Here is a 24,897-nt window from a genome sequence, read left to right as displayed (position 1 = left end):
CGTGCCGCTTCGGGCGATCAGCCGGCGAGCGCTGCCTTGTTCTCCTCGAGGAAAGTCTTCAGCGGCTTCGACTTGCGGCCGGACAGCGCTTCCACATCGCCGGTGATGACCGCGAGGTCGCCGGCGCGCGCGGCCGTGTCGAAGGAGACGATGGTCGGGATGATCGCCTCCGGCAGACCGGCCGACTTCATGCCGCCCGCCAGTTGCTCGTCGGTGAGGTTGACGACCTGCAGCGGCTTGCCGATGGCGGCACTCGCCAGTTTAGCGACCTCTCCGTTGTCGAAGGCTTCTGTGCCCGTCAGAGTGTAGGTCATGCTTTCGGCCGGCCAGTTGACCAGCGCGCCGGCGATCGCCGCCGCGACGTCGTCGCGCGCGACGTAGGCGATGCGCCCATCGCCGGCGGATGTGTACCACTGACCGCTGGCGAAGGCGTGCGGCAGCGCCATGAACAGGTTCTCCTGGTACCAGTTGTCGCGGAAGAGCAGGTGGGGGAGGCCGGTCGCCTTCACGGCCTTCTCGGTGTTCAGATGGTCGGGCGCGAAGCTGACCTTCGAGGTTTCCGGCACCGGCAAGGAGGTGTAGGCGAGGCGTTTGGCGCCGGCTTCGGTCGCCGCTTCCACGGCGGTGATGTGCTGGCGCTGACGGGTGCCCGCACCGTCCAGCGCATCGGTCGAGATGATCAGGACGGTGTCGGCGCCGGCAAACGCCTTGACCAGGCCGGGCTTGTCGTTGAAATCGGCGGCGCGGACGATGATGCCCCTGGCCGCGAGGTCGCCGAGTTTTGCGGGATCGCGGGTGCCCGCGATGATCCGTGACGGTGCGACGCCGCGCTCCAGCAGATGATGGATGACGCGCTGGCCGAGATGGCCGGAGGCGCCTGTGACGAAGATTGTGTCGGTCATGGTGAAATCCGTTCGATTGGTGGTCTCTTTTTGAGAGCAGCACTAAATTATGAATTGCCCCGCCGCTGTAAAGAAGGCAGTTTTGCGGGAGGTAGGCACATTCAGGGAACCAGCGATGGATGCCAGGCAGTCGAATTTCCGGACGATGATCGAGGTCTACGGCGCCGAAGGCGGCAGAGGCCTTGCCAACTGCCCGGTGCGCGACGTCATCCAGACGCTCAGCGGCCGCTGGAGTTCGCTGCTGATGATGGCGCTGGCCGAGCGGCCCTATCGCTTCGGCGAGTTGCGCCGGCTGGTGCCCGACATTTCCCAGCGCATGCTGACCCAGACCCTGCACGACCTGCAGCGCGACGGTTATGTGCATCGCGAGGTGTTTCCGACCAAGCCGCCGAGCGTCGAATACAGCCTGACCGACCTCGGCCGCTCGATGTTCGAGCCGCTGCAGCGGCTGATCCAGTGGGCGGAGCTGAACCACGCCAATGTCCGCAAGGCGCGCGCGCAGTTCGATTCCGTGCAATCGGCGACGCGTCAGGCGTAATCCAGCAGCGAGCGGTTCCTGTTGTGCGAAGCCGCAGGGCCGGTTGCCTGTGGCGACGGCACGCCTTCACTTGCCAGGGCGCGCGCCTGCCATTTGGTCAGCAGCGCCGCGAGAGCATGTTTCGAGATACCGATCGGGGCGGTGATCATCAGCGCACGGCGGGACAGCCACTTGCGGTGCGGCTGACCGGCGTATTCGCACATGACGAAGCGCCAGCGGCTGCCGGCCAGGTAGAATCTCGAGAAGGCCGACCAGCGGAACGAATAGGTTCCCCAGACGGATTGGTATTCGAGCCCGTCGGCATCCAGGATGAGCAGGCGGCGCGGGAGCATGCAGAGTGCGCCCAGTCCGGCGACCAGACCGAAGGTGCCGATGACGACGAGCCTCGTAAATTCCCAGTCGTCGCGCGGTCCTGCCTTGCCGACGACCGCGCCGTAGATGAGAAAGGCTGCGACCGATCCCACCCAGAGCGCGAGCACCACGCGCTGCCAGGTCGGCGCGCTGAGCACGACCGGTCCGGGGAACTGGGTAATCAGATGGTCCGCCTGTCGCGTGAACGCGGCTTCGAGAATTGTGATCCCAAACACGAGCGCAGACAGGAACAAGAATGCCGTGACGGCGCCGTCTGACGTGCCGACCACGAGTGCGCAGACCGCGGCGAGTGCTAGCGCAGCGGAGAGACCCAGCCTGATGAAGAAGCCGATCGGCGTCATGGCCGCGACCGTAGGCGATTGATGCTAAGTCCCGGTTTATATGATCGCTAAGATGCCCTTGCGTTGCTGCGATTCGGATTGAGGGTGCGGCGAGAGCAGGGGCGGGTCCATGACATCCAAATTGACCATCGCGATCGTCGGTGCCGGCCCGGCGGGGCTTGCGGCGGCGTTGCTGCTCAACCGCGACGGCCATCGCGTGACATTGTTCGAGCGCTTCGAGGAGCCAAAACCGCTCGGCTCGGGTCTGATCCTGCAGCCGACCGGCCTGACGGTGCTTCAGCATCTCGGTCTGCTCGAGGAAATCCTGGCGTTGGGTGCACGAATCGACCGTCTGTACGGCGCCGACGCCAGGACCGGACGCACGGTTCTCGACGTGCGTTATGACGCCATCGCGGGCGGACGCTTTGGATTGGCGGTGCATCGGGCGGCGCTGTTCGGCGTACTGCACCGCGCCGTTTTACGCGCAGGCATTTTGGTCGAGACCGGCATGGAAATTTCGGACATCGATGCCGGCGGGGAAAGTGCCGCGCTGATCGGCGAGCATGGAAGGCGGATCGGGCCGTTCGATCTGGTGGTCGACGCGTCGGGGACACGCTCCGTCCTGCGCCGACGGGCGGACGCCTCCTGCGAGCCAAGACCGCTCGCCTATGGCGCGCTCTGGGCTTCGCTCGGCTGGCGCGACGGGTTCGACCTGCGTGGACTGCTGCAGCGCTACGACAGGGCGAGCGTGATGATCGGTGTGCTGCCGATTGGGCGGCCGGAGCCGGAGGCCGACCCTATGGCCGCTTTCTTCTGGAGCCTGAAACCGGCGGACGCCGAGCCTGTACGAGCGGCCGGCATCGATGCGTGGAAGGACAGGCTTGTTTCATTGTGGCCGGAATGCCGCGCCTTCACCGACCAGATCGACGGTTTCGAGCAGCTCGTGCTGGCGCGTTATGGCCACCACACGCTGATGCGACCGGCAGGGCGGCGGCTTGCGGTCATCGGGGATGCGGCGCACGCGACCAGCCCGCAGCTCGGGCAGGGGGCGAACATGGCGCTGCTCGACGCGACCGCGCTGGCGCATGCGCTGCGGGCGCATTCGAGCCTGGACAATGCGCTTGAAGACTACGTTCGCGCCCGGCGGCTGCATGTGCGCGTCTTCCAGGCGCTGTCCTGGATGTTCACGCCGTTCTATCAGTCGGATTCGGTGCTGCTGCCCTTCCTGCGCGACCGCCTTGTCGCCACGGTGGCGAAAATCCCGCCCGCGCCGCGCCTGCTGGCCTCGATGGTGGCGGGGACGCTGGTCGATCCGTTCGCGGCGAGCGGCCTCGAAGAAGTCGATTGGCAGTTGCTTGCGTCCACGCAATCCGCCCACGCTCGTTCGACTTCCGCCTGGTCGACAGCGTGATCTTCCGGCCGGAAAACGTATCGATACCCGCCGATCGACGCGAACGCCACATAACCGCGGACAAGCGGCACAGGCCGGAAACAATGTGAGGTTATCTGCCCGTTTCTGACTGTATTTGAATGGGAGATCACAGTGAGCGAAGAAACCAACTGGCGCAGCCCGAAACGGGTGGCGCTCAACATCGCCGTCCTCTACACGGCGAATTATTACACCGCCGACGACCGCGGCACCGTCGCCAAGGCCAAGGAAGTGCTTGACCGCTACAATATCGAGCTGCGGGTATGGCCCGATGGCGGGAAGAAAGGCAGCGGCAATCTGCTCGGCGATATCAACGCGCCCATTCCTGACAGGAAGGAAGCTTATGAGGCGCTGCGGCGGCGGGTGAACGAACAGATCCGTGGCCGCTGTAGCTTTTCGGTGGTGATGCCCGCTGTGTTTTGCCAGTACGAACATCGCGGCTACGGCATCACGCCGGAATGGTTCAAGCTGGTGACGCCCGGCTGCCTGATCTTCCCGACCGGCAACCCCGACATGATGGACCTCGTGCACGAAATCGGTCATGGGGCCGGCTGCGACCATGTCTATGGCGACGGCGCGGCCGAGCGCGAGAACTTCATGCATGAAGCCAATGGCCGTTCGACCATCAGGCAGTTGCAGGTCGAGAAGCTGATCAAGGCGAGTTTCGCGGTGGCGTGAGGAGACGGGTGCCCCGGTCGCGTGGTGGCGCCTGCCATCTCAACTCCCATAAAATTGGACTTGCATTGACCTTTGTTTCACCGCATAGAAGCGCCGAACCGTAACGTACGGTACTGCATTCTTTGCGGACGTTTATTGCACGCGGAACGATGTGTTGCAGCTAGCAGCCGAAACGCAGGGCGATGAAGCGCCAACGGAACGCCAGAGGGCGGTTCTCGACGCGGCGCTTGCGTTGCTGGTGGAGGAGGGCGACGCGCTGACCATGACGGGCGTGGCGCGGCGGGCCTCGTGTTCCAAGGAAACGCTCTACAAATGGTTCGGCGACCGCGACGGGCTGCTGACGGCGACCGTCCGCTGGCAGGCCTCGCGGGTGCGGGTCCAGCCGCTGGGTAGCGAGCCGATCGCGCTGTTCTCGCTCACCAACAGTCTCGAGCGTTTTGCTTCGGACTGGCTCACTGTTATTTCTTCAAAAACCTCGATCGCGCTGAACCGCGTGGCCGTCAGCCATGCCGGCACGGCGAAAACCAATCTCGGCGCGATCGTGCTGGAGAACGGGCGGTTCGCACTGGCCGCGCGTCTGAAGCCGGTGCTGGAGGCCGGTCGCGAGGCCGGCCTGCTCGCTTTCGATGACGCGGAGACGGCTTTCCGCAGCTTTTTCGGGCTGGTCGCCCGCGACGTTCAGATCCGGCTGCTGCTCGGCGACCGGCTGAAATTGACTGCCGCCGAGATCGCCCGCGACGCGGGCGAGGCGACGCGGCAGTTTCTCGCTCTTTACGGAGCACAAGCCGGCCGCTGAAAGCGGCCATCATCTTCAACGGGAAGGAAACCGAAATGCGTGTCTATTACGATCGCGATGCCGATCTCAATCTCATCAAGGGCAAGAAGGTCGCCATCATCGGCTATGGCAGCCAGGGAAGGGCGCACGCGCTCAACCTCAAGGAATCCGGCGTCAAGGACATCGCCATCGGCCTGAAGGCCGGCTCGGCGACCGCCAAGAAGGTCGAGGCCGACGGGCTGAAGGTCATGTCCGTCGCCGATGTCGCGAAATGGGCCGACCTGATGATGATGGCGACCCCTGACGAGCTGCAGGCCGACATTTATAAGAACGAGATCGCGCCGAACATCCGCGACGGCGCGGCAATCGCCTTCGCCCACGGCCTCAATGTGCATTTCGGGCTGATCGAGCCGAAGGCTTCCGTCGACGTGCTGATGGTCGCGCCGAAGGGCCCCGGCCACACGGTGCGCGGCGAATACCAGAAGGGCGGCGGCGTGCCGTGCCTGGTCGCGGTCCACCAGGACGCTTCCGGCAACGCGCTCGACCTCGGCCTCTCCTACGCCTGCGGCGTCGGCGGCGGCCGCTCGGGCATAATCGAGACCAATTTCAAGGAAGAGTGCGAGACCGACCTGTTCGGCGAGCAGGTGGTGCTGTGCGGCGGCCTGGTCGAACTCATCCGCGCCGGCTTCGAGACGCTGGTGGAAGCCGGCTATGCGCCGGAAATGGCCTATTTCGAGTGCCTGCACGAGGTGAAGCTGATCGTCGACCTGATCTATGAGGGCGGCATCGCCAACATGAACTACTCGATCTCCAACACCGCCGAGTGGGGCGAATATGTGTCGGGTCCGCGCATCATCACCGCCGAGACCAAGGCCGAGATGAAGCGCATCCTGAAGGACATCCAGACCGGCAAGTTCACCAGCGAGTGGATGCAGGAATACCGGTCGGGCCTGTCGCGCTTCAAGGGCATCCGCCGCATGAACGATTCCCACCAGATCGAGCAGGTCGGCGAAAAGCTGCGCGGCATGATGCCGTGGATTGCCAAGAACAAGCTGGTCGACAAGGCGAAGAACTAACGTTTTACATCGTTTATTTTCGAGGGGTCCGCAGGCGTGAGCTTGCGGACTCTTTTTTTTTAAATGATCGATCAGGTTCGATCGCATCATACAACCATAGATATGCATTGACTTGTGTTTTCTGCCGAATTTTCTCGTGATAGGATATTAAGTCATGAATAAAAGGGGGGTGTTATGCGGTTCGATTCAGCGCTTGAAGTTCAAGCGAGAGTATTCAGGGAAGTTTTTGACTTTACCGAACTGTCGGGCGTGGCGACGGTTGGCGGGGCGGAGATGGGCTTGTTCGTCGATCCGACGCTGCTGGACGATGATCCCAAGCGCGCCCGCGCCCGCAAGAAAGCCAAGCGGCGAGCCGTCGAGAACATAGCGCTCGGGGTAAGCCAGAGCGATCCGGACAAGGCAGATTCCGCCAAGCTCGCGGTTCTCGTACAGAACCGCCTGCAGTTGAACAGCAGCGCCGTTGAACGGATCGGAGACATTGCGCAAAATGAAGTCGAAATAATCTACATCGGGCGGCAGGTTCCACTATGGACCACGACGCGCCTCAACCCGATCAAACTGGGTTGCAGCGTGTCGCCTACGACCGTCACCTACGCGGGGACCCTTGGCTGCTTCTGCAGGGACAATGCGACCGGGGAAATCTGCATTCTGTCGAACAATCACGTGCTTGCCGACGTCAACAGAGTGCCTCTGGGCACCACGGTGAAGCAGCAAGGCGCGCTGGACGGCGGCACCAGCGGGCCGGACGATATCGCCGAACTTCTGCGTTTCGTGCATATCCAGTTCGGCGGAATGCCGAACAGCGTGGATGCGGCGATTGCCAAGGTGACCGCTCACGGACGTCAGGAGGATCGTGCCGGGATATTCGACAACAGTACCCCATCCGCCCAAGTCGCCACCTTCCGGCCTGGAACCGCCGTGACGGCATCTCCCGGTATGACGGTCCAGAAAACCGGACGCACGACCTGCCATACGATTGGCCGGGTACGCACGGTCAACGTCAACAACTACCTGGTGAATATGGGAGCGGGGCTGGGCGTCGCGCGTTTCGACGGGCAGATCACCATCGATATGAACATGCCCGACAAGCTTCCATTCTCGCGATCCGGCGACAGCGGTTCCATAATCGTCGACCAGCAGGGGAACCCGGTGGCACTTCTCTTTGCAGGATCCAAGTCGGGTGGCGCCGGAAACCTTGGCATCACAGGCGCAAATCCTATATCTAATGTTATGGCGCAGCTCGGAATCTCCCTTATCTGAGGAACGGCGGCATGGTGAACTCGAAGCATTCGATGGAGCAGGCGGTTTCGATCCAAAAGGACTTCGAGAGCGCGTATGCCAAAATGAGTGGCGTGGTCGGCATCGGAATTGGCCTCAACAGGACCGAGGACGACCTTGCCATCAATGTGTCGGTCACCAAGCCAAGTCAGGCGAAGGCGTTGCCTGAGCGGTTCAATGGTCTGGACGTGGTTGTCGATGTGGTGGGGCGCATAAGCGCCTTCTGAGGCCATGACGTGAGCGGCCGCGAAGGCCCGGTCGCTGCCTAACGACTGGTGTCCCATTTCGCTACAGCTTTGGCTGGCCCCCTTCTTGCTGTGCTCCTCGTATCTACCGAGGAGATACGGCATGACACCGATCACCGAGAAATCCATCGGCCTTGACGGGAAGGTTTTTCCGGATCGTCGCGCCAGCGAGCGGCGGCGCGTGCTCAAGGGCGCGAAACTTACTTTCAACAAAGGCTACGGCTCGTTCGAATGCGTGGTGCGCAACGTCTCCGACCACGGCGCGCGCCTTACCTTCGGGGATACGTCGGCCATTCCATCGCAGTTCGACCTGCTGATCTCCGGCGAGGACCGCGCCCGCAGGGCGACGGTACGCTGGCGCAGCATGACCGCACTGGGTGTCTCGTTCGATTGACGCCCAGCCTTGCGTTGACCGGCCGGGCCGGCGGGGGCGCCGGCGGACAACGCACGAGCCGGCGCAGGGGGAACTGCGCCGGCTCGACCTTTTCAAGCAGCGTCGGTCAGATTTACGGCGAATAGCACTGCCGGCGCGGGCCGTTATACGGCTGGTACGTGTTGTCGTAGGCGCGGTAGCTGCGATAGCGCGCATAGCACCATTCGGTGTGGGTCGTCGCCCTAACCGGTGCGCGATAACGCGGGGCGTAGTAGTAACCCGGATCGGCATAACCCCAGTTGTTGTAGCCCCAATTGTTATAGCCCCAGTACGGTGCGCCGAAGCCGAGATAGAGCCCTGAACCGCCGTACCAGTATGGGTCGCGCCAGTAGTTGCGGCGGGCCCAGCCATGTCCCCATCCGCGGTTGCCACGCCAATACCGGTTGCCGTTCCAGCCGCGATTGCCGTTCCAACCGCGATTGCCTCGCCAGTGGCCGTTTCCGCGCCACCCCCGGTTACCGTTCCAGCCCCGATTACCGCCGCGCCACTGGCGGTGCTGGACGAGTTCCACGGGCAGGTTCGTGCCGGCTGTCGCGCCATTCGGAGCCTGCACGGATTGGGGCACGGCGATCGGTCCGATCGGCGCCGATCCAGCCCCGGACGTCACGGTGGTGAGCACGCCAAGCGCGATCGCGCCCGCGCGCGCAAGGTTGGAAATTACGGTAGTCATTTCCGTTCTCCAAACGAAAGCAGCCCGCCGCCCGCTTGATCTCCTGATATACGCAATCGTAAGGCGGGCACGATGAACGCGCGATGAACGGTTCCGGTTCCCTCGGCGCGGGCTTGTCTTCGTCGGCCCGAGCGGGCACAAGCGCCTGCATGTCCTTGCGCCTCGCCACATTCAATGTCGAGAACCTGATGAACAGGTTCGACTTCTCCGGTTTCCGCAACCAGTTGCAGCAGGACCGGACGCTGTCGCTGTTCCAGATCAGAGACGAGGCCGAGTACCGGCTGCTGGAGCAGGCCCGCACCATCGCCCACACCGACGACACGCGGCAATTGACGGCGCTGGCCATCGCGGCGACGCGCGCCGACATCCTTTGCCTGCAGGAAGTCGACAACATCGAGGCGCTGAAGGCCTTCGAATATGGCTATTTGTTCAAGATGGTGGGGCAGGGCTATCGCCAGAAATTCACCACCGCCGGCAACGACACGCGCGGCATAGATGTCGCCGTCATGATGCGCGAACAGACGCGCGACGGCCAGCCGATCGAGTTCGTGCGCATGAACAGCCACGCGCCGCTGACCTATGGCGAACTCGACCTGCACACGCCGCAGCTTGCTCTGCTGGGCATCGAGCCGCATGAGCGCATCTTCCGACGCGACTGCCTGGAGATCGACGTCCGGATCGGCGGGCAGCCGCTGACAATCTATGCCGTGCATTTCAAGTCGATGGGCGGGCCGCGCGAAGGCATTCCCGGCCGCGACGCGACCATGCCGGTTCGCCATGCCGAGGCTCGCGCCGTGCGCCACATCATCGAGAGCCGGTTCAGCAAGGACCATGCAGGCTCGAAGCGCTGGGCGATCTGCGGCGACTTCAACGACTATCGCCAGCGCATCGTTATCGGCGGCGACGCCGAGCCGGGCTACGACTTCACGGTGGTGAACGAGCAGGGTTCGGCGCTCGATATCCTGCTTCAGGACGGTTTCGCCGAAAACATCGTCGAGCGGCGTCCCGAACTGGAACGCTGGACGCTCTATCATACGCGCGGGCCCCAGGAGCGGCATCTCTGCCAGCTCGATTACCTGCTGCTGTCGCCGTCGCTGGCGAAGCGCAATTCCACGGCGGTTCCCGACATCATCCGCGGCGGCCAGCCGTGGCGGACGATCTTCCCGCCAGGACAACAGGTCGAACGGTTTCCGCGTATCGGCTGGGACCGGCCGAAGGCGTCCGACCACTGCCCCGTCGCCGTTACGCTCAATATGGCTTGAAAATTTCTGGTTCTGCCATGTTTTCCTCATTTCGGTATGACCATTGGCGGCGTCCGGCCGGCCGCGAGCCGGCGCTCTGATCGGCACTGACAACTGGAGTGACGCGCCTTTTGAATCTGCAGCTTAGAATTCAGCCTGAAACTTATAGTCGCATCGAGGCTGGGCAGCGGCCAGGCTACAGGGCCGATATCGACGGGCTTCGGGCGCTCGCGATACTGCCGGTCGTCTTCTACCACGCCGGAATTCCGGGCTTTGCCGGTGGGTTTGTCGGCGTCGACGTGTTTTTCGTCATCTCCGGCTATCTGATGGCATCGCTGATCACCGGTGAGATGGAGCGCGGCGAATTCAGCCTCCTGCGCTTCTACGAACGCCGCGTCCGGCGCATTTTCCCGGCGCTTTTCGTGATGATCGCGGCCTGTAGCGTGGTGGCATGGTTTGCCCTCATGCCGAAGGAATTCATCTACTTCGCAAACAGCGTCAGAAATGCCGTCTTGTTCATCTCGAACTATCGGTTCGAGCGGGAGATCGGCTATTTCGACATTGCCGCCGAGACGAAACCGCTGCTTCATACCTGGTCGCTGGCTGTCGAGGAGCAGTTCTACATCGTCTTTCCGCTGACGCTTATGCTGCTCGGTTGGCTTGCGCCGCGGAGAATAGCACTGGTCCTACTGGTCGTTCTGGCTGCCTCCCTGGCGGCGAGCGCATGGACCGTCTATCAAAAGCCCGAAGCGGCCTTCTACCTGTCGCAATACCGGATCTGGGAATTGTTGCTGGGGGCCATGCTCGCCTTCAACGTGGTTCCGAAGGCGTCGCATCCGCTGATGCGCGAAGCGCTGGCTGCCGCGGGCGTCGTTCTCATCGCCTTCGCTGTGTTCACCTACAGCGACGCCACCGTTTTTCCGGGTCTCACCGCGCTTGTTCCCTGCCTGGGGGCGGCGCTCGTGATCCACGGCCGAACATCGGGAGGTCCCGCCAGCCTTCTCCTGCGAGCCCCGCCCATGGTGTTCGTCGGCCTGGTTTCCTATTCGCTGTATCTTTGGCATTGGCCGATCGTGGTTTTCACGCGCTATTTCGACGGGCCGGAACTGACCATTGCCCAGGGTGGCCTTGTCGTGGCTGCCTCCTTTGTCGCGGCGGTGATCTCGTGGCGTTTCGTCGAACGCCCGTTTCTCGGGCATACGGGCCGGGTTCCTCGTGTGTTCGCGGGCGCCGCGGCCGTCATCACCCTGGCGTCTGTCTTCGCCGCTCATGTGGACGCAGAGCGAGGTGTTCCCGGACGGCTCGCGCCACAGGCCGGCCAAATCTACAATGCCACCTTCGACAAAAGTCGCTTTTACGAACCACAATGCTTCGACTTTGAAGGAAAGGGACCTTCCGCAGCGGATATCCGGGCCGGCAAGCTCTGCCCGATGGGAGATTCTGATTCCCAGCCCCGGTTTCTCGTGTGGGGCGATTCTCATGGCGCCGCCATGGCGCCCGCGATCGATGTCGCGGCCAGGCAGGCCGGTGTGCAGGGTGTTTTCGCGGGGCAAGCAGGCTGTCCGCCGCTCCCGGAGGTGGAACTGCCGAGCCGTGGCCTCAGCAATCGCTGCAGGGAATTCAATGCGGCGGTGCTTGATCTGATTGATGCCAGGCGAATTCCCGTCGTTTTCATGATCGCTTATTGGCCGAAGTATTTTCACGGTTCCGAGTTGCCGAATGAGGGCATCTATTTCGATCCGTCGGTGCCGCCGCCGGTCGACGACCGGTCGGCCCCGATCGTGGAGGCGATGGGTGGTGTTCTCTCAAATCTCAAAGCTCGTGGAATCCAGGTCGTGCTGGTGATGGATGTACCGGAAATGGGGCGTTATGTACCAGAAGCGCTCGCCAGGGCGGTGATGACGGGCGGTTCGACCGATATCGCGCCTCCATGGCCCTATACCGAGAAAAGGCAGGCGCTTCCTCGCAGGGTTCTTGCTGCCAAGGCAGAAAAATATGGCGCGGCGATCGTCGATCCGCTTCCGGCTTTTTGCCGGGATGGTCGTTGCAACGCCGCTGATCACGACGGCATTCCGTTGTACATGGATTCGGACCACATCACGGCCACGGTCGCGAGAAGCCTGAGCTATTTGTACAAACCGATATTACGGGAACTCTTTCCGTTGCCGGCTGCGGTGGATTGAAACAGGAAAACCGGATGTTCGATATCCCCCGCAATTCGATCGTTCCGGTGTCGGACATAGAGGTCCGGCTGGAACCCGGCCAGCATCCGTTCGAGGCCACCAATGCGGAGGCGATCGAAGCGAACTGGCAACGGGAGGTTGCTGCCAATGCGGCACTGTTCGATGGCACGATCGTGCTGCTGGCCGGACTCGCTTATGCCGGCGGTCGGCTGACCGGGCGCTGCCATGCCGTACGCTATGCGACGCTGCTCTACTGGCGGCGCAGCCGTCCGCAAGGTGCGGAGCATGCTTTTGCCCACGCGGCGCTGGTTTCCAGCGACGGCGCGCTGGTGGCGATCCGCATGGCGGCCCATACGGCCAATCCCGGCCGGATTTATTTCGCGGCCGGTTCGTTCGAGCCCTTTGATTTTCGTGACGGGCTGGTCGACGTCGAAGCGAACATGGCGCGGGAAGTGGGCGAGGAAACCGGCCTCGATATTTCCGCCACCCCGCATGACCCAAGCTATCACCTCTATTCACGCAACAGCGCCACCGTGATCTTCCGCCGCTGTTATCTCGATGAAACGGCCGAGCAGATCGCTGCGCGTATCGCCGCGTTCGTCGCGTCGGAGGAACAATCCGAGATCGATGGAGCGGTCGTCATCCGCAGCCCGGACGATTTTCCCGACGGCGCGATGCCTTACATGAGGGCGATCGTCGACTGGCATTTCGGCGGAAACTGAGGGCTTTCCGTCACTCGTGCCTTAGCGCCACGATCGGGTCGAGCCGGGCGCCGCGCAGGGCAGGGAAGAAGCCGAACACCATTCCGATCAGCGCCGAGAAGCCGACGGCGAGCAGGATGACGGCGAGGCTTGGTGCAAAGGGGATCGACAGCGTCAGCGACGCGGCGCCGGCCAGCGCCAGGCCGATGGCGATGCCGATCAGTCCGCCGAGCAGCGACAGCACCGTGGCCTCGACCAGGAACTGGACCAATATGTGCCGCTCATGCGCGCCGATGGCGAGCCTTATGCCGATCTCGCGGGTACGTTCGGTGACCGACACCAGCATGATGTTCATGATGCCGATTCCGCCGACCAGCAGGCTGACCCCAGCCACCGCGCCGAGCATGCCGGTCATGGTGGCGGTGGCACTGGCCATGGCGTCGGCGATCTGAGTCATATCGCGCACGTCAAAATTGTCGTCGGCGCCGGGCGCGATGCGGCGCGTTTCGCGCAGGATCGTCTCGATTTCCTCCTGCACTTCGGAGGTGGCGACGCCGTCGGCGGCCGAGACATAGATCGTGTCGATGTCGCGGTCGCCGGCTATGCGGCGCTGGAAGGAGAGCAGGGGCATCAACACGACATTGTCCTGGTCCTGCCCGAAGCCCGAGGTGCCCTTGCTTTCCAGCACGCCGATGATCCGGCAACTTGTCTTGCCGACGCGGATCGACTGGCCGTCCGGGTCGCCTGCGCCGAAGAACTGGTCGCGCACCGTCTGGCCGACGAGGCAGACATTGGTGCCGCCGCGCACCTCCGATTCGGTGAAGATGCGGCCAAGCGCGACATTCCAGTCGCGGGCGACAAAATAGCCGGTATCCGTGCCGCTGACGCTGGCCGACACGTTCTGCGCACCGAAGACGACACGCACCGTGCTCTGCGCTTCCGCCGAAACCGCGCGCGCCGTGGTCAGCCCGTTGGCGAGACCTGAGACGTCCCTCTCGTCGAGTTTTCGCGGGGTGAAGGAGGTCGAGCCGGAGCGGTCGGGCCGCGCGGCGCGCACGACGAGAAGATTGCTGCCCAACCTTGAAATGTCGGACTTCACCTTTTCGGTGGTGCCGCTGCCGATGGTGAGCATGGCAATGACGGCCGCCACGCCGATGACGATGCCGAGCAAGGTGAGGAAGGAGCGCAGCACGTTGCGGCGGACCGAACGCAGCGCCAGGCGGATGGTTTCCAGAAGCATCAGGCGGCCTCCGCCTTCAGCCGGTCTGAGGCGACGTGGCCATCTAGGAAACCGACGATGCGGTGCGCATAGTCGGCGACGTCCTGCTCATGCGTGACCATGACGATGGTCAAGCCGAATTCCTCGTTGAGGCGCGTCAGCAGTTCCATGATCTCATGGCTGCGCGCCGTGTCCAGATTGCCGGTCGGCTCGTCGGCGACCACCAGCGTCGGCCGCGTGACGATGGCGCGGGCGATCGCCACGCGCTGCTGCTGCCCGCCGGAAAGTTCTGCGGGGGTATGATGCTCGCGGCCCTCCAGCCCGACTTCGGCGAGCGCCCGCATGGCAAGCTGTCGCCGCTCTGAGGCGGGCACGCCGCGATAGATCAGCGGCAGTTCGACATTCTCGGCCGCCGTGGTGCGGGCAAGGAGATTGTAGCCCTGGAAGACGAAGCCGATGTAGCGGTTGCGCAGCGTGGCCCGGCGAGCCCGGTCGAGCCGGCCGGCATCGGCGCCGAGAAATCCGTAGCGGCCGCCGGTCGGCGTATCGAGGCAGCCGACGATGTTCATCGCCGTCGACTTGCCCGAGCCGGAGGGACCCATGATCGCAACGAACTCGCCACAGCCGATGGAGAACGACACGCCGGCCAGAGCATGGACCTTCGCTTCGCCCTTGCCGTAGGTCTTCCAGACGTCGTCGAAGCGGATCAGCGTCCTGTCGCCCAAAGCCATCATCCGCGTGCCTCGCGAGCGCCGGTTATGACCTTGTCGCCTTCCGCGAGGCCGGAGAGAATTTCGGTGTTTTCGCCATCGGTCGAGCCGGTCTTGACGCGTACCGCTTCCGGCTGGCCGTTGCGCAGGACGTAGACGGTGCGCAGGCCGTCGGCATCGCGCGTCGGCGGGCGGTTTGCGCGAGGCCGACCCATGCGCGGCATGAACAGCCGCTGCAGGCTCCAGCCGCGCTCGGTCGCCTGAACGGGCGGACTGTAGCGGAAGGCCGCACTTGGAATCGTCAGTACGTCGCTGGCCTCGCGCGTCACCACCGCGACGGTGGCGGTCATGCCCGGACGCAGCAGGAGTTCGTCGTTGTCCACGTCGAGGCGGGCATCGTAGGTTACCACGCCCTCGGTGGTCACCGAGGCAAAGGAGATGTCGCGGATCTCCGCGTCGAACGGACGCTCGGGGAAGGCATCGACGGTGAAACGGGACTTCTGGCCGGGGCGGACCGCGCCGATATCGGCCTCGTCGATCGCCGCCTTCAGCTCCATCTTCTTCAGGTCGGCGGCGATAACAAAAAGCACCGGCGCCTGCAGCGACGAGGCGACGGTCTGGCCGGGATCGACGGAGCGGGTCAACACGATGCCGTCGATCGGCGCGTAGATCTTGCTCTTTTCAAGGTCGGCTTCCTGCAGCTTCAGCTCGGCCTGGGAGATGGCGACGTTCGCTTCGGCCACCGCGACGGCGGCGCTGGCGCGGTCGCGGGCGGCGAGGGCGGTGTCCAGCGCCTGCTGCGCGACCATGCCGCGATCCGAAAGCTGCTGGGCGCGGGTCAGCGTCTGCTCGGCCTCCTTCAGCGTCGTCTCGGCCTGGCCGACCTGCGCTTGCGCCACCTTCACCGAGGCTTCGGCGCGGTCGACATTGGCGGCGATGCGCACGGTGTCGAGTTCGGCGAGCACGTCGCCCTTCTTCACCGTGTCGTTCTCGTTGACAGCGACGGAGCGGACGACGCCGGAAAGCTCGCTCGAAATGTCCACCTGGGTCAGCGGCTGCAGCGTGCCGGTCGCCGACACCTCCACGGTCAGGTCGCCGCGCGTCACAGGCACGGTGACGAAGGAAACCGGCGCCTGCAAGGGCGTGTACCACCAGTATGCACCTGAGCCGAGACCGGCCACGACGGCCAGCGCAAAGAGCGTGCGCAGCAACATGCGGCCCCAGCGGAAACCGCTGGGGTGCCGGAGGTCGAGCGCGGCCTCGATGGACGGTGGGTTGTCCACATGTGGCCGATTGACAATCTGGTCCATCGCGGACCCCTTATCATGCAGGATCAACTCTGCCGATTGGAATGAAGGGCGCTTGGAGCGGCTGCATCATACAACATTCCAGCCGACGCTCGCGCGTCGACTCGACTCTTTCGCTTCCCAGCATGTCTCGTTGTCGAGCGTAGGCTCCCTCCGAAACTATCGGCAGATTCGACCAAAAATCCCTTCGTCTCCACAGGTCATGTGGATGCCGGGCTATTTCAAGTTAAATTTCGCTCATCCTGAGACGACCGGAGAGTTCTGAACGATGAAACGCCGCCGCTACCTTGTCTACGACGTGTTCACCGGCGAGGTTCTGACCGGAAATCCGCTCGCTGTCGTATTGGACTGCGACGGGCTGGATACCGCCGCCATGCAGCGGATCGCTCGCGAGTTCAACCTGTCCGAATCGACCTTCGTGCTGCCGCCGGAAGATCCGCGCCACAAGGCGCGGGTGCGCATCTTCACGCCGGACTATGAAATGCCGTTCGCCGGGCACCCGACCGTTGGAACGGCGATCGCGCTGGCCGAAGAGTCGGGAAACAGCGCGCCCTCCATCTTCGTGCTGGAGGAGAATATCGGGCCCGTGCGTTGCGCCGTCGGCCATTCCGGGGGCACGGCTTTCGCCGAGTTCAGCCTGGCGCAACTGCCTGAAGCGCCGTCCTTTTCGGCCGATGCCGGCGCGGTAGCAGCGGCGCTGGGCCTGGGGCCGCACGAGATCGGTTTCGAGAATCATCGCATATCCTATTGGACCGCCGGCGTGCCCTATGTGACGGTGCCCGTCTCCGGACTGGACGTGGCCGCCAAGGTGCGTTTCGACAACGCCGCCTGGATGGAGATATCGCCAGCCAAGAGCGGCAGCGCGGTGGCATCCGCCTATGTCTATTGCCGTGAGACCGTACACCACGACAGTGCGTTCCATGCGCGCATGTTCGTGCCGGGCAGTCCGTCCTACGAGGACCCGGCGACGGGTTCGGCGGCGGCCGCCTTCGCCGGCGCCATCGCGCATTTCGACGCACCTGTCGACGGTTCCCCGCAATACTGGATCGAACAAGGCATGGAGATGGGCCGTCCGTCGCTGATCAGGCTGGAGATCGACATCGCCAGGGGGAGGATCGAGGGCGCCCGCATCGGCGGCCAGGCGGTCAAGGTGGCGGAGGGTGTTCTATTCGCCTAAAGCATGTCGCGCCTTATCCGATCCATCCTGCCGGGCCGGTTTGGACCAAATCCTTCTGGCTTCGTCTTGTCCGGGCCGCCAGCCGACCTGCGACCAACCCCTCGACCTTGGTCCAAACCGTCGCCGGCAGAATGGATCGGATAAGGCGCGACATGCTTTAGGCTCTCCCGATTTTGCGTTGCATGACGGACCGCCCGTTTCGTGGGTGCGTGGAGAAGAACGAACCTCCTGCCATTGGCCTGCCGGCGAATAGCGGCTATGGCGTTGCCCATGAGGGCCGAAGGCGGAACGGTGACGCTCCGGACTGCAAATCCGGCGCAGCGGGTTCAATTCCCGCTCGGCCCTCCAACTCTGCTTAAACCGAGAACCGGTGCAGACGCGCGATCGGGCTCTGTATCCGCAGCGTCGCCTGAAGCCCGCTATTCTTCCGCCGGGAGTTCGCCGGGAACGCACATTCCGCTATCCGTTGCACGTGGGTCGCACTCCGCCCCATCGTAGCTGCGCGAGCTGGAACTCTGGCAGCCGGCCAGTGTCGCCAAGGCAAGCATCGTCAAAACCAGTCGCCGCATACCAGTCGTTCTCCTGCGATAAATTGTGTTTCCCCTACCACATCGGTCCCGATTGCCGCGAGGGCGCCAAATGCGGATTTGCCCCGGCTGGCATCGGTGCGTGGCGATACGCCGTCGCACGGCCGGTTCTGCTTGAAAAGAAAAAGCCCGCTGCCGGGAGGAGGTGGCAGCGGGCTCGATTTGATTGCGGCGAGGGAGGAGGTTCGCCGCTTTCAGCGTCGGCATCGCATCTGGGAGGAGTAAGATGGCCGACACGTCATGTATACGTAATGCCTGCTGATTCGGCAATGTTCAAACGTGCAAATCTCCTGTGCAGATTGTCGCAGAGGTTGAAACGGTTCGCCACGCGCACCTACCGCAACGCGAGGTTGCCATGATCGGTCGCTTGTCGGAATTATTGGTGGGTGCGACAGGGATCGAACCTGTGACCCGCTGATTAAGAGTCAGCTGCTCTACCAACTGAGCTACGCACCCGGGCCGCCGGTTAAGGCGATGGGCGCGATATAGCCATGGCGATCCGGCCTGTCCAGCCCCTTGCGACAGGCATTTGCCGACAAAATGCGCATGGCGGTCATGCGCGGCGCGGTGGGCTCGCGAACCACCGCGCCGTGCGCACGCGCCGGTCAGGGGTGTTCAGGTCGAAATCATCTTCTTCTCGATGCCGACGCCGGCAGCCATCGCACGTTCGTATTCGAGTGGGACAGTCGCGGAATCCTGCAATGCGATGCCGGTGGAATCGAAGATGGTGATCTCGTCGTCCGCGGTGCGGCCGGGCTTCCTGCCGGTGATGACCTCGCCGATCTCGCCAGCGATGTCGGCCTCGGAGATCAGCCCTTCCGAGAGCGGCACGTTGATCTCGCCGTCGGTGCGGCATTGTCTGATATCGTCGACGAAGATGCGGGCGCCTTTCAGCAGGCGGCCTTCCAGTTCCTGGTCGCCCTTTTTATCGGCGCCGACGGCGGCGATATGGGTGCCGGGTCCAATCCAGTCGGCGATGACGATCGGCCCGCGCGCGGGCGTCAGCGTCACCACAACGTCGGCGCCGCGCACCGTCTGTTCGAGATTTTGCGATGGCTTGATTTCGAAGCTGTCGTATTTGGGCTGCTGTTCCCGGACGAAATGGTCGAGCGTATTCTTGCTGCGGCTCCAGACGCGCACCTCCGACCATTTGAAGACTTCGTTGCAGGTCGCCAGCGCGCCCTCGGCCATATGGCCGGCGCCGACGATGGCGAGCGTTTTGGAATCCTTGCGCGCCATCCATTTCGCCGAGACGGCGGCGGCGGCACCCGTGCGCATCACCGTGTGGTAGCTGCCGTCGACGATCGCCAGGGGAAAGCCGGTCTCGGGGTGGGTGTAGATCAGGATCGAGAAGACGGTCGGCAGATTGTAGTTTTCGCGGTTCTTCTCGCGGATCGACACCCATTTGCAGGCGGCGGCGTGCGGTTCCTCGATATAGGAGGGCATAGCCTCCCATTCGCCCGGGAACCGGTCGAGCACGATGTGGCCCTTCGGGTCCATGTAGAAGCGGCCCTCGCCATGCATGCGGTAGGCCTGCTCGACACAATCGTTGTATTCTTGCGGTTTGAGCAGGCCGATCATCTCGCTCCTGCCGAGGATGAGCGTCTTGCGGTTGGCCCAGTTTTCCATCGCGATGTTCCCTTCTGCCGGATGTTTGTTCGATCAGATCATGTAGGCCTTGCCTACCTTCTGGCTGGCCTCGATGAAGCGGCGCTTGGCGCTGCTGATCGAGGCCCGACGCCAGGCGAGATGACTTTCGACGATCACCGGCGGGTCGGTGACGATCGGCCTTGGCGCGATCGCCTGTTCGCCGCAGAAGCGCGGCATGCCGGTGAAGATGGTGATGCCGACGCCGGCCGTCACCAGGCCGAGAATGCCGACGAGGCTCGGGGCTTCCTGCGCAACTGTCATGACTTGGCCAGCGTTCTGGAAGGCATCGATGACGATGCGGCGCAGCGTCGGCCACTCCGCGTTGGTGCCCATGACGAGTTGTTCACGAGCGAGTTCCTCGACGGTCAGTTCCGTCCTGGAGGCAAGCGGGTGGCCCGGAGGCAGCAGGGCCATCAGACGATGGCGGGCGACCGGACGGGATTCGATCTCGGAATTCTGGAACGAACCCTCGATGAAGCCAAGGTCGATCTCGTCCTGAAGGATCTTGTCGCGCTGCGCCGGCGAATGGAGATAGGTCAGTTCGACACGCACGTCCGGGTTGGCGTTGCGGAATTCACGGGTGATGTCCGGCACCAGCGAGTGGCCGGTGATGGTGGTATAGCCGACACGCAGGATCGCCTTGGTGCCGGACGCTAGCAGGCGCACCGTATTTTCGGCCACGTCGATGCGGCCGAGAATGTCTTGCGCCTCCTCCAGCAGGTAGCGCCCCGATTCAGTAAGCCGTACCTTGCGCGTGGTGCGCTCCAGCAGTTTTACGCCGAGCCGTTCTTCCAGCTCCAGCACGATGCGGCTGACGGCCGGCTGGGCCATGGTCAGCCGCTCGGCGGCGCGGTGGAAGTTGAGTTCCTCGGCCACCGCCACGAAGGTTGCGAGATGTTTCAGGTCGTACCGCAAGACTGATGCTGTTTTCGTATCAATTGTTGTGGAAATAATTATTTCACATCCAAAAGGAGGCTGTCTACGACTTATATCAATTGAAAAAAGCGCTGCTCGATGGCGCTAGGGTGAACACATTAATGGGTCATTTGACGTCTCCTTTCAGCCCCTTAGGTGTGGTCTTGCGGAGAATCCTTCCAAGTGCTGCTTGCCTGAACGCCGCTTTTCCTGCGGACGTTCGTCGGGCGTCTACTGATAACCCGTCGCGGGGGACGCGCTCGTGATCCGGGTCGGTGTAGACGTCGGCGGCACCTTCACCGATATCGTGCTCGAGCAGTCGGGCCAGCGGAGCGAACGCAAGGTCGTTGTCACCAAAGTCTCGTCGACGCCGCATGATCAATCGGAAGGCGTGGTCGAAGGCATTCTGAAGGTCTGCGCCCTGGCGGGCGTGAAGCCGGGCGAGATCGACGCCGTCTTCCACGGCACGACGGTGTCGACGAACATGGTGATCGAACGCGCCGGTGCGAAGGTCGGCATGATCACCACACGGGGCTTTCGCGACATTCTGCACATGGCGCGCCACAAGCGGCCGCACAATTTCTCGCTGCAGTTCGACCTTCCCTGGCAATCCAAGCCGCTGGTGCGGCGCCGCGACCGGCTGGTGGTCACCGAGCGCATCATGCCGCCGACTGGCGAGATTGCCGTGCCGCTGGCCGAGGACGAGGTGAGGCAGGCCGCCGAACTCTTCGCCAAGCGCGGCACGGATGCGGTTATCGTCGCCTTCCTGTTCTCGTTCCTCAACAATGAACACGAGCAGCGCGCCAAGGAGATCGTGAAGGGCGTATTGCCGGACGCCTTCGTGTCGGCCTCGTCGGATGTGGTGAACACGATCCGCGAATATGAGCGGTTCTCCAGCGCTGCCATGAACGCCTACATCGGCCCGAAAACCTCGGCCTATCTGCGCAGCCTCGAAGGCCGTCTGCGTGGCAACGGCATCGACGCCATCGTGCGCATCATGCAGTCGAATGGCGGTATCTCGACCATCGAGAACTCGTCCGAACTGCCGATCGGCCTGCTGCTGTCTGGCCCGGCGGGCGGTGTCATGGGCGGGCGCTGGACCGGCGCCAATTGCGGCCGCGACAACATCATCACCATCGACATCGGCGGCACCTCGGCCGACATCTCGGTCATTCAGAGCGGCGAACTGCGTATCAAGAACCCGCGCGACACCGAGGTCGCTGGCCTTCCGGTGCTGGTGCCGATGATCGATATCGATGCCATCGGTGCCGGCGGCGGCTCGATCGCCTATCTCGATCCGGGCGGCGCGTTTCGCGTCGGGCCGCGCTCGGCCGGCGCCGTGCCGGGGCCGGCTTGTTACGCCAAGGGGGGCGAGGAGCCGACGGTAACGGATGCGCAGGTCGTGCTCGGCCGCATGGACCCGGAACATTTTCTGGGCGGCGATTTGAAGATCGATGCGTCTCTATCAAGGAAGGCGATCGAAAAGCACATAGCCGGGCCGCTTGGCCTTTCCGTGGAGCAGGCGGCGCTCGGCATCCTGAAAATCGTCAACAACAACATGGCGCTGGCGATCAACGCAAACTCCGTGGCCAAGGGCATCGACCCGCGCAACTTTTCGCTGATGGGTTTTGGTGGGGCAGGGCCGCTGCATTCGGTGTCTCTGGCCGAGGCGATCTTCGCCAAGGACGTGCTGGTGCCGACGCATCCGGGTATCACGGCGGCGACCGGCCTGCTGGTTACCGACCTCCAATATGAATACACGCACTCGCTGCTGCTCACGCTCGACAAGGCGACAGACGCCGAATTCAGCAAGGTCAACGCCGCGCTCGACGAACTCATCGCGCGCGCCAACAGCCAACTCGACGCCGACGGCATCCCTGCCGAAAAACGCCGTTTCCGCCAGGTCGCGGAATGCCGTTATGTCGGCCAGGGTTTCGAGCTGCGCGCCGACATGCCGAACGGTGCGCTGGACGCGGCGTCGGCGGCGGTCATCAACGAGAATTTCTACCAGGCGCACCGCCAGGTCTATGGCCATGCTTTCCGCGAGCAATCCTGCGAGATTATCACGCTGCGTGTCATTGCCACGGTGGAGGTCGACACGCTGCAGCCGCCGAAACTGGCGAAAGGCGGGCGCGCCGACCCGGCGGATGCCGTGCTCTACCGCCGCACTACCGTGTTCGACGACGGCCAGGCGGCGGACACGCCGCGCTACCAGCGCGAAAAGCTGCTTGCCGACGACACGGTGAGCGGCCCGGCGCTGATCGTGCAGCACAATTCGACCACGCTGGTGCCGCCCGGCTACATCGCCACGGTGATGAGCCATGGCGACATGCTGGTCGCGAAGGCTTGAGCGGATGGCGCCTGTGAAACCTTTGCTCGGCCTTTTACCCCCACCCCTAACCCCTCCCCACAAGGGGGAGGGGGATCATGTCGGCGCTTCCCACCCAAATCTTCGAGGGGTGGCTCATGGAGCGTATGCAGCGACGTTCCCCTCCCCCTTGTGGGGAGGGGTTAGGGGTGGGGGTACTTCCACGTCCGTTTATTCTGAAAGCACGGGGACGCGGGTATGGTGAAAGAAGTCGATCCCATCAGCCTGCAGGTCATCGGCGGCGCGTTGCACTCCATCGCCGAGCAGATGGGAAACGTGCTCTACCGCATGAGCTATTCGTCGATCATCCGCGAAAGCCAGGATCTCGGCGCCGGCCTGTTCGACCGCGACTACAACACGCTGTGCGAGAGCGATTCCACGCCGATGCATATCGGATCGCTGCCGGGCTATCTGCGCGGCATCGAGAAGACGATCCCGCTTGACGCCTGGAAGCCGGGCGACTGCGTCATCCACAACCATCCCTATTTCGGCGCCAGCCATTCGCCGGACATCGGAATCGTCATGCCGGTGTTCCATGGCGGCGAACTCGTCGGTTTCTCCGCCAACACGGCGCACCATGTCGACATCGGTGCGGCGACGCCCGGTCTCGTCATCGACATTCCCGACGTGTTCGCCGAAGGCATGCTGCTTAACGGGTTGAAGCTCTACGATCAGGGCGTGCGCAATGAATCGCTGTGGAATTTCATCCGCGGCAATACCCGCGTGCCGGGGCTGGTGATGGGTGACCTAGAGGCGCAAATAGCCTCGGCGGAACTCGGCGTGCGACGCTTCGAGGAGCTGCTGACCACCTATGGCAAGGACACTGTGATCCAGGCGACGAAACAGTTGATGGATTACACCGAGACGATGCTGCGCCGGGAAATCGCGAAAATCCCGGACGGCGATTATGTCGCCGAAGGTTTTCTGGACGATGACGGCCGCAACCGTGGCGTGACGTTGCCGCTGAAGGTCACGGTCAAGGTGCGCGGCGACGGCGTCGAGGTCGATACGACGGGATCGTCGCCGCAGGTGCCGACCGCCTTCAACGTGCCGTTTGACGGCTCGACCAAGGTCGCTTGCTTCTTCGCCTTCCGGGCGCTGCTGCTGGATACCTACACACATGAGGAATACATCCCGCAGAACGAGGGCTCGTTCAGGCCGGTCAAGGTCACCTCGCCGCTGGGCTCCATCTTCAACCCGATCGCGCCCGCGGCAGCCGAAGCCCGTTTCAGCCAGATCCAGCGGCTCTGCGACCTGATCATCAAGGCGCTGGCGCCGGTGTTGCCGGACAAATGTACAGCCGGAAACGCGGCGGTGCTGTCTTTCGCCTCCTACTCCGGCGTGCGGCCGAATGGCGACTACTGGGTGTTTCTGGAGGTCAACGAGGCGGCGATGGGCGGGCGGCCGCTGTCGGACGGCCCGGACACGGTCGAGGAACTGATGCGCAACACGCGCAACAATCCGCTGGAAGACCTCGGCATGCACCTGCCGCTGATCTGCGACCGCTACGAGGTCCGCGACGACGCACCGCCCGGCGCCGGGAAATTCCGCGGCGGGGCAGGGGTGGTCAAGTCCCAGCGCTACCTCAGCCCGGGTTTCATGACGCATGAGAGCGACCGCAACGAGGACGCGCCCTGGGGCATATTCGGCGGCAGGGAGGGCGCCTGCAGCAAGGTCGAGATCAGGAACATCCACACCGGCAAGGTAAGCTACCAGCCGGCGAAATTCTCCGGCTTCCGTACAGAGGAAGGCGATATCGTCACTTACTATTCGCCGACCGGCGGCGGGTATGGCGATCCGCTGGAGCGCGATGCGGATAAGGTCCTGGACGACGTGCTGGACGGCTTCATTACTGCCGAGCACGCCCGCGACGATTATGGCGTGATCCTTAGCGAGGTCGATGACGGATACGGGTGGGCACTCGACGCGGAGGCCACCCGCAAGCTGCGCGCGGAACTGGCGCGCTCATAAGTCGGCAAATCAGTCTCCGGCAGTGGGCCGTATTTTGATTTGCCGGAAAAACCTCCGCGGGGGATAGTGGAAGAAAGACGGTACGTGCATCACCTTCGGAACCGCGCTGGCCTATCGGCCCCGAACAAAAGACCGGTAACAATCGGCACGGA

General features: G+C 63.4%; 22 protein-coding genes and 2 tRNA genes. 15 read left to right on the top strand and 9 right to left on the bottom strand.

Annotated features, from left to right (window positions below; genetic code table 11):
* Positions 1-17: 17 nt before the first annotated feature.
* Positions 18-902 carry an SDR family oxidoreductase gene (locus ABMA59_RS17390; protein WP_349006635.1) on the bottom strand — a complete coding sequence of 295 codons (885 nt, stop codon included), beginning with the start codon at positions 900-902 and terminating at the stop codon, positions 18-20.
* 115 nt (positions 903-1,017) lie between these two features.
* Between ABMA59_RS17390 and ABMA59_RS17385 the strand changes: the two genes are divergently transcribed.
* Complete coding sequence (locus ABMA59_RS17385) at positions 1,018-1,440, top strand: winged helix-turn-helix transcriptional regulator (protein ID WP_425475931.1); 423 nt, start codon at positions 1,018-1,020, stop codon at positions 1,438-1,440.
* Here ABMA59_RS17385 and ABMA59_RS17380 read toward each other — a convergent pair.
* Positions 1,431-2,153: a hypothetical protein gene (locus tag ABMA59_RS17380; RefSeq protein WP_349006634.1), complete on the bottom strand. Its 723-nt coding sequence runs from the start codon at positions 2,151-2,153 to the stop codon at positions 1,431-1,433. The two genes, ABMA59_RS17385 and ABMA59_RS17380, sit on opposite strands and share 10 nt — an antisense overlap.
* Before the next feature lie 109 nt (positions 2,154-2,262).
* On the opposite strand from ABMA59_RS17380, the gene ABMA59_RS17375 reads away from it, so the two are divergent.
* The 7 genes from ABMA59_RS17375 to ABMA59_RS17345 all read left to right on the top strand — a co-directional run bounded on the left by ABMA59_RS17375 (position 2,263) and on the right by ABMA59_RS17345 (position 8,007).
* A complete protein-coding gene (locus ABMA59_RS17375) occupies positions 2,263-3,543 on the top strand; it encodes an FAD-dependent oxidoreductase (RefSeq protein WP_349006633.1) in 1,281 nt (426 codons plus the stop codon).
* A gap of 132 nt (positions 3,544-3,675) precedes the next feature.
* A complete protein-coding gene (locus ABMA59_RS17370; RefSeq protein ID WP_349006632.1) occupies positions 3,676-4,239 on the top strand; it encodes a hypothetical protein in 564 nt (187 codons plus the stop codon).
* A 154-nt stretch (positions 4,240-4,393) separates the two neighbouring features.
* A complete protein-coding gene (locus ABMA59_RS17365) occupies positions 4,394-5,035 on the top strand; it encodes a TetR/AcrR family transcriptional regulator C-terminal domain-containing protein (protein ID WP_349006631.1) in 642 nt (213 codons plus the stop codon).
* A gap of 35 nt (positions 5,036-5,070) precedes the next feature.
* Positions 5,071-6,090 (top strand): ketol-acid reductoisomerase, encoded by a 1,020-nt coding sequence (gene ilvC, locus ABMA59_RS17360; protein WP_349006630.1) that lies wholly within the window; start codon positions 5,071-5,073, stop codon positions 6,088-6,090.
* Between the two features lie 174 nt (positions 6,091-6,264).
* A complete protein-coding gene (locus tag ABMA59_RS17355) occupies positions 6,265-7,350 on the top strand; it encodes a hypothetical protein (RefSeq protein ID WP_349006629.1) in 1,086 nt (361 codons plus the stop codon).
* 11 nt (positions 7,351-7,361) lie between these two features.
* Entirely contained in the window at positions 7,362-7,595 is a 234-nt protein-coding gene (locus tag ABMA59_RS17350) for a hypothetical protein (protein WP_349006628.1), read from the top strand.
* A 121-nt stretch (positions 7,596-7,716) separates the two neighbouring features.
* The gene (locus tag ABMA59_RS17345) at positions 7,717-8,007 is read left to right on the top strand and encodes a PilZ domain-containing protein (RefSeq protein ID WP_349006627.1); all 291 of its coding nucleotides are present in this window, start codon (positions 7,717-7,719) and stop codon (positions 8,005-8,007) included.
* A gap of 112 nt (positions 8,008-8,119) precedes the next feature.
* Here ABMA59_RS17345 and ABMA59_RS17340 read toward each other — a convergent pair whose 3' ends face one another.
* Complete coding sequence (locus ABMA59_RS17340) at positions 8,120-8,716, bottom strand: BA14K family protein (RefSeq protein ID WP_349006626.1); 597 nt, start codon at positions 8,714-8,716, stop codon at positions 8,120-8,122.
* Between the two features lie 149 nt (positions 8,717-8,865).
* On the opposite strand from ABMA59_RS17340, the gene ABMA59_RS17335 reads away from it, so the two are divergent.
* From ABMA59_RS17335 to ABMA59_RS17325, 3 genes are all read left to right on the top strand, one after another.
* A complete protein-coding gene (locus ABMA59_RS17335) occupies positions 8,866-9,978 on the top strand; it encodes an endonuclease/exonuclease/phosphatase family protein (protein ID WP_349006625.1) in 1,113 nt (370 codons plus the stop codon).
* Between the two features lie 116 nt (positions 9,979-10,094).
* A complete protein-coding gene (locus ABMA59_RS17330) occupies positions 10,095-12,140 on the top strand; it encodes an acyltransferase family protein (RefSeq protein ID WP_349006654.1) in 2,046 nt (681 codons plus the stop codon).
* Between the two features lie 14 nt (positions 12,141-12,154).
* On the top strand, positions 12,155-12,862 hold the full coding sequence (locus tag ABMA59_RS17325; RefSeq protein ID WP_349006624.1) for an NUDIX hydrolase: 708 nt from the start codon (positions 12,155-12,157) through the stop codon (positions 12,860-12,862).
* 10 nt (positions 12,863-12,872) lie between these two features.
* Here the strand turns inward: ABMA59_RS17325 and ABMA59_RS17320 are convergent, their stop codons facing one another.
* From ABMA59_RS17320 to ABMA59_RS17310, 3 genes are read right to left on the bottom strand one after another with little or no spacing between them, the layout of a single operon-like run.
* Positions 12,873-14,081, bottom strand: a complete 1,209-nt coding sequence (locus ABMA59_RS17320) for an ABC transporter permease (RefSeq protein WP_349006623.1) — start codon at positions 14,079-14,081, stop codon at positions 12,873-12,875.
* Positions 14,081-14,791, bottom strand: coding sequence for an ABC transporter ATP-binding protein (locus ABMA59_RS17315; protein ID WP_425475934.1), 711 nt, complete (start codon positions 14,789-14,791; stop codon positions 14,081-14,083). Before ABMA59_RS17315 ends, ABMA59_RS17320 begins: the two co-directional genes overlap by 1 nt.
* On the bottom strand, positions 14,791-16,080 hold the full coding sequence (locus ABMA59_RS17310; RefSeq protein ID WP_349006621.1) for an efflux RND transporter periplasmic adaptor subunit: 1,290 nt from the start codon (positions 16,078-16,080) through the stop codon (positions 14,791-14,793). Before ABMA59_RS17310 ends, ABMA59_RS17315 begins: the two co-directional genes overlap by 1 nt.
* Before the next feature lie 265 nt (positions 16,081-16,345).
* Between ABMA59_RS17310 and ABMA59_RS17305 the strand changes: the two genes are divergently transcribed.
* Both ABMA59_RS17305 and ABMA59_RS17300 read left to right on the top strand, forming a co-directional pair.
* Complete coding sequence (locus tag ABMA59_RS17305) at positions 16,346-17,254, top strand: PhzF family phenazine biosynthesis protein (RefSeq protein WP_349006620.1); 909 nt, start codon at positions 16,346-16,348, stop codon at positions 17,252-17,254.
* Positions 17,255-17,528: 274 nt separating this feature from the next.
* Positions 17,529-17,602, top strand: a tRNA-Cys gene (locus tag ABMA59_RS17300).
* Positions 17,603-18,221: 619 nt separating this feature from the next.
* On the opposite strand, the gene ABMA59_RS17295 is transcribed toward ABMA59_RS17300, so the two are convergent.
* From ABMA59_RS17295 to ABMA59_RS17285, 3 genes are all read right to left on the bottom strand, one after another.
* Positions 18,222-18,297: transfer RNA gene (locus ABMA59_RS17295), tRNA-Lys, on the bottom strand.
* Positions 18,298-18,456: 159 nt separating this feature from the next.
* Positions 18,457-19,470 carry an ornithine cyclodeaminase family protein gene (locus ABMA59_RS17290; RefSeq protein ID WP_349006619.1) on the bottom strand — a complete coding sequence of 338 codons (1,014 nt, stop codon included), beginning with the start codon at positions 19,468-19,470 and terminating at the stop codon, positions 18,457-18,459.
* Between the two features lie 33 nt (positions 19,471-19,503).
* A complete protein-coding gene (locus tag ABMA59_RS17285; RefSeq protein ID WP_349006618.1) occupies positions 19,504-20,406 on the bottom strand; it encodes a LysR family transcriptional regulator in 903 nt (300 codons plus the stop codon).
* A gap of 262 nt (positions 20,407-20,668) precedes the next feature.
* Between ABMA59_RS17285 and ABMA59_RS17280 the strand changes: the two genes are divergently transcribed.
* Positions 20,669-22,756 carry a hydantoinase/oxoprolinase family protein gene (locus tag ABMA59_RS17280; protein ID WP_349006617.1) on the top strand — a complete coding sequence of 696 codons (2,088 nt, stop codon included), beginning with the start codon at positions 20,669-20,671 and terminating at the stop codon, positions 22,754-22,756.
* A gap of 216 nt (positions 22,757-22,972) precedes the next feature.
* Positions 22,973-24,745: a hydantoinase B/oxoprolinase family protein gene (locus tag ABMA59_RS17275; RefSeq protein ID WP_349006616.1), complete on the top strand. Its 1,773-nt coding sequence runs from the start codon at positions 22,973-22,975 to the stop codon at positions 24,743-24,745.
* Positions 24,746-24,897: the final 152 nt, after the last annotated feature.

Source organism: Mesorhizobium yinganensis, assembly GCF_040081985.1.
GTDB lineage: Bacteria > Pseudomonadota > Alphaproteobacteria > Rhizobiales > Rhizobiaceae > Kumtagia > Kumtagia yinganensis.
This window is presented reverse-complemented; position numbering and strand designations above follow the sequence as displayed.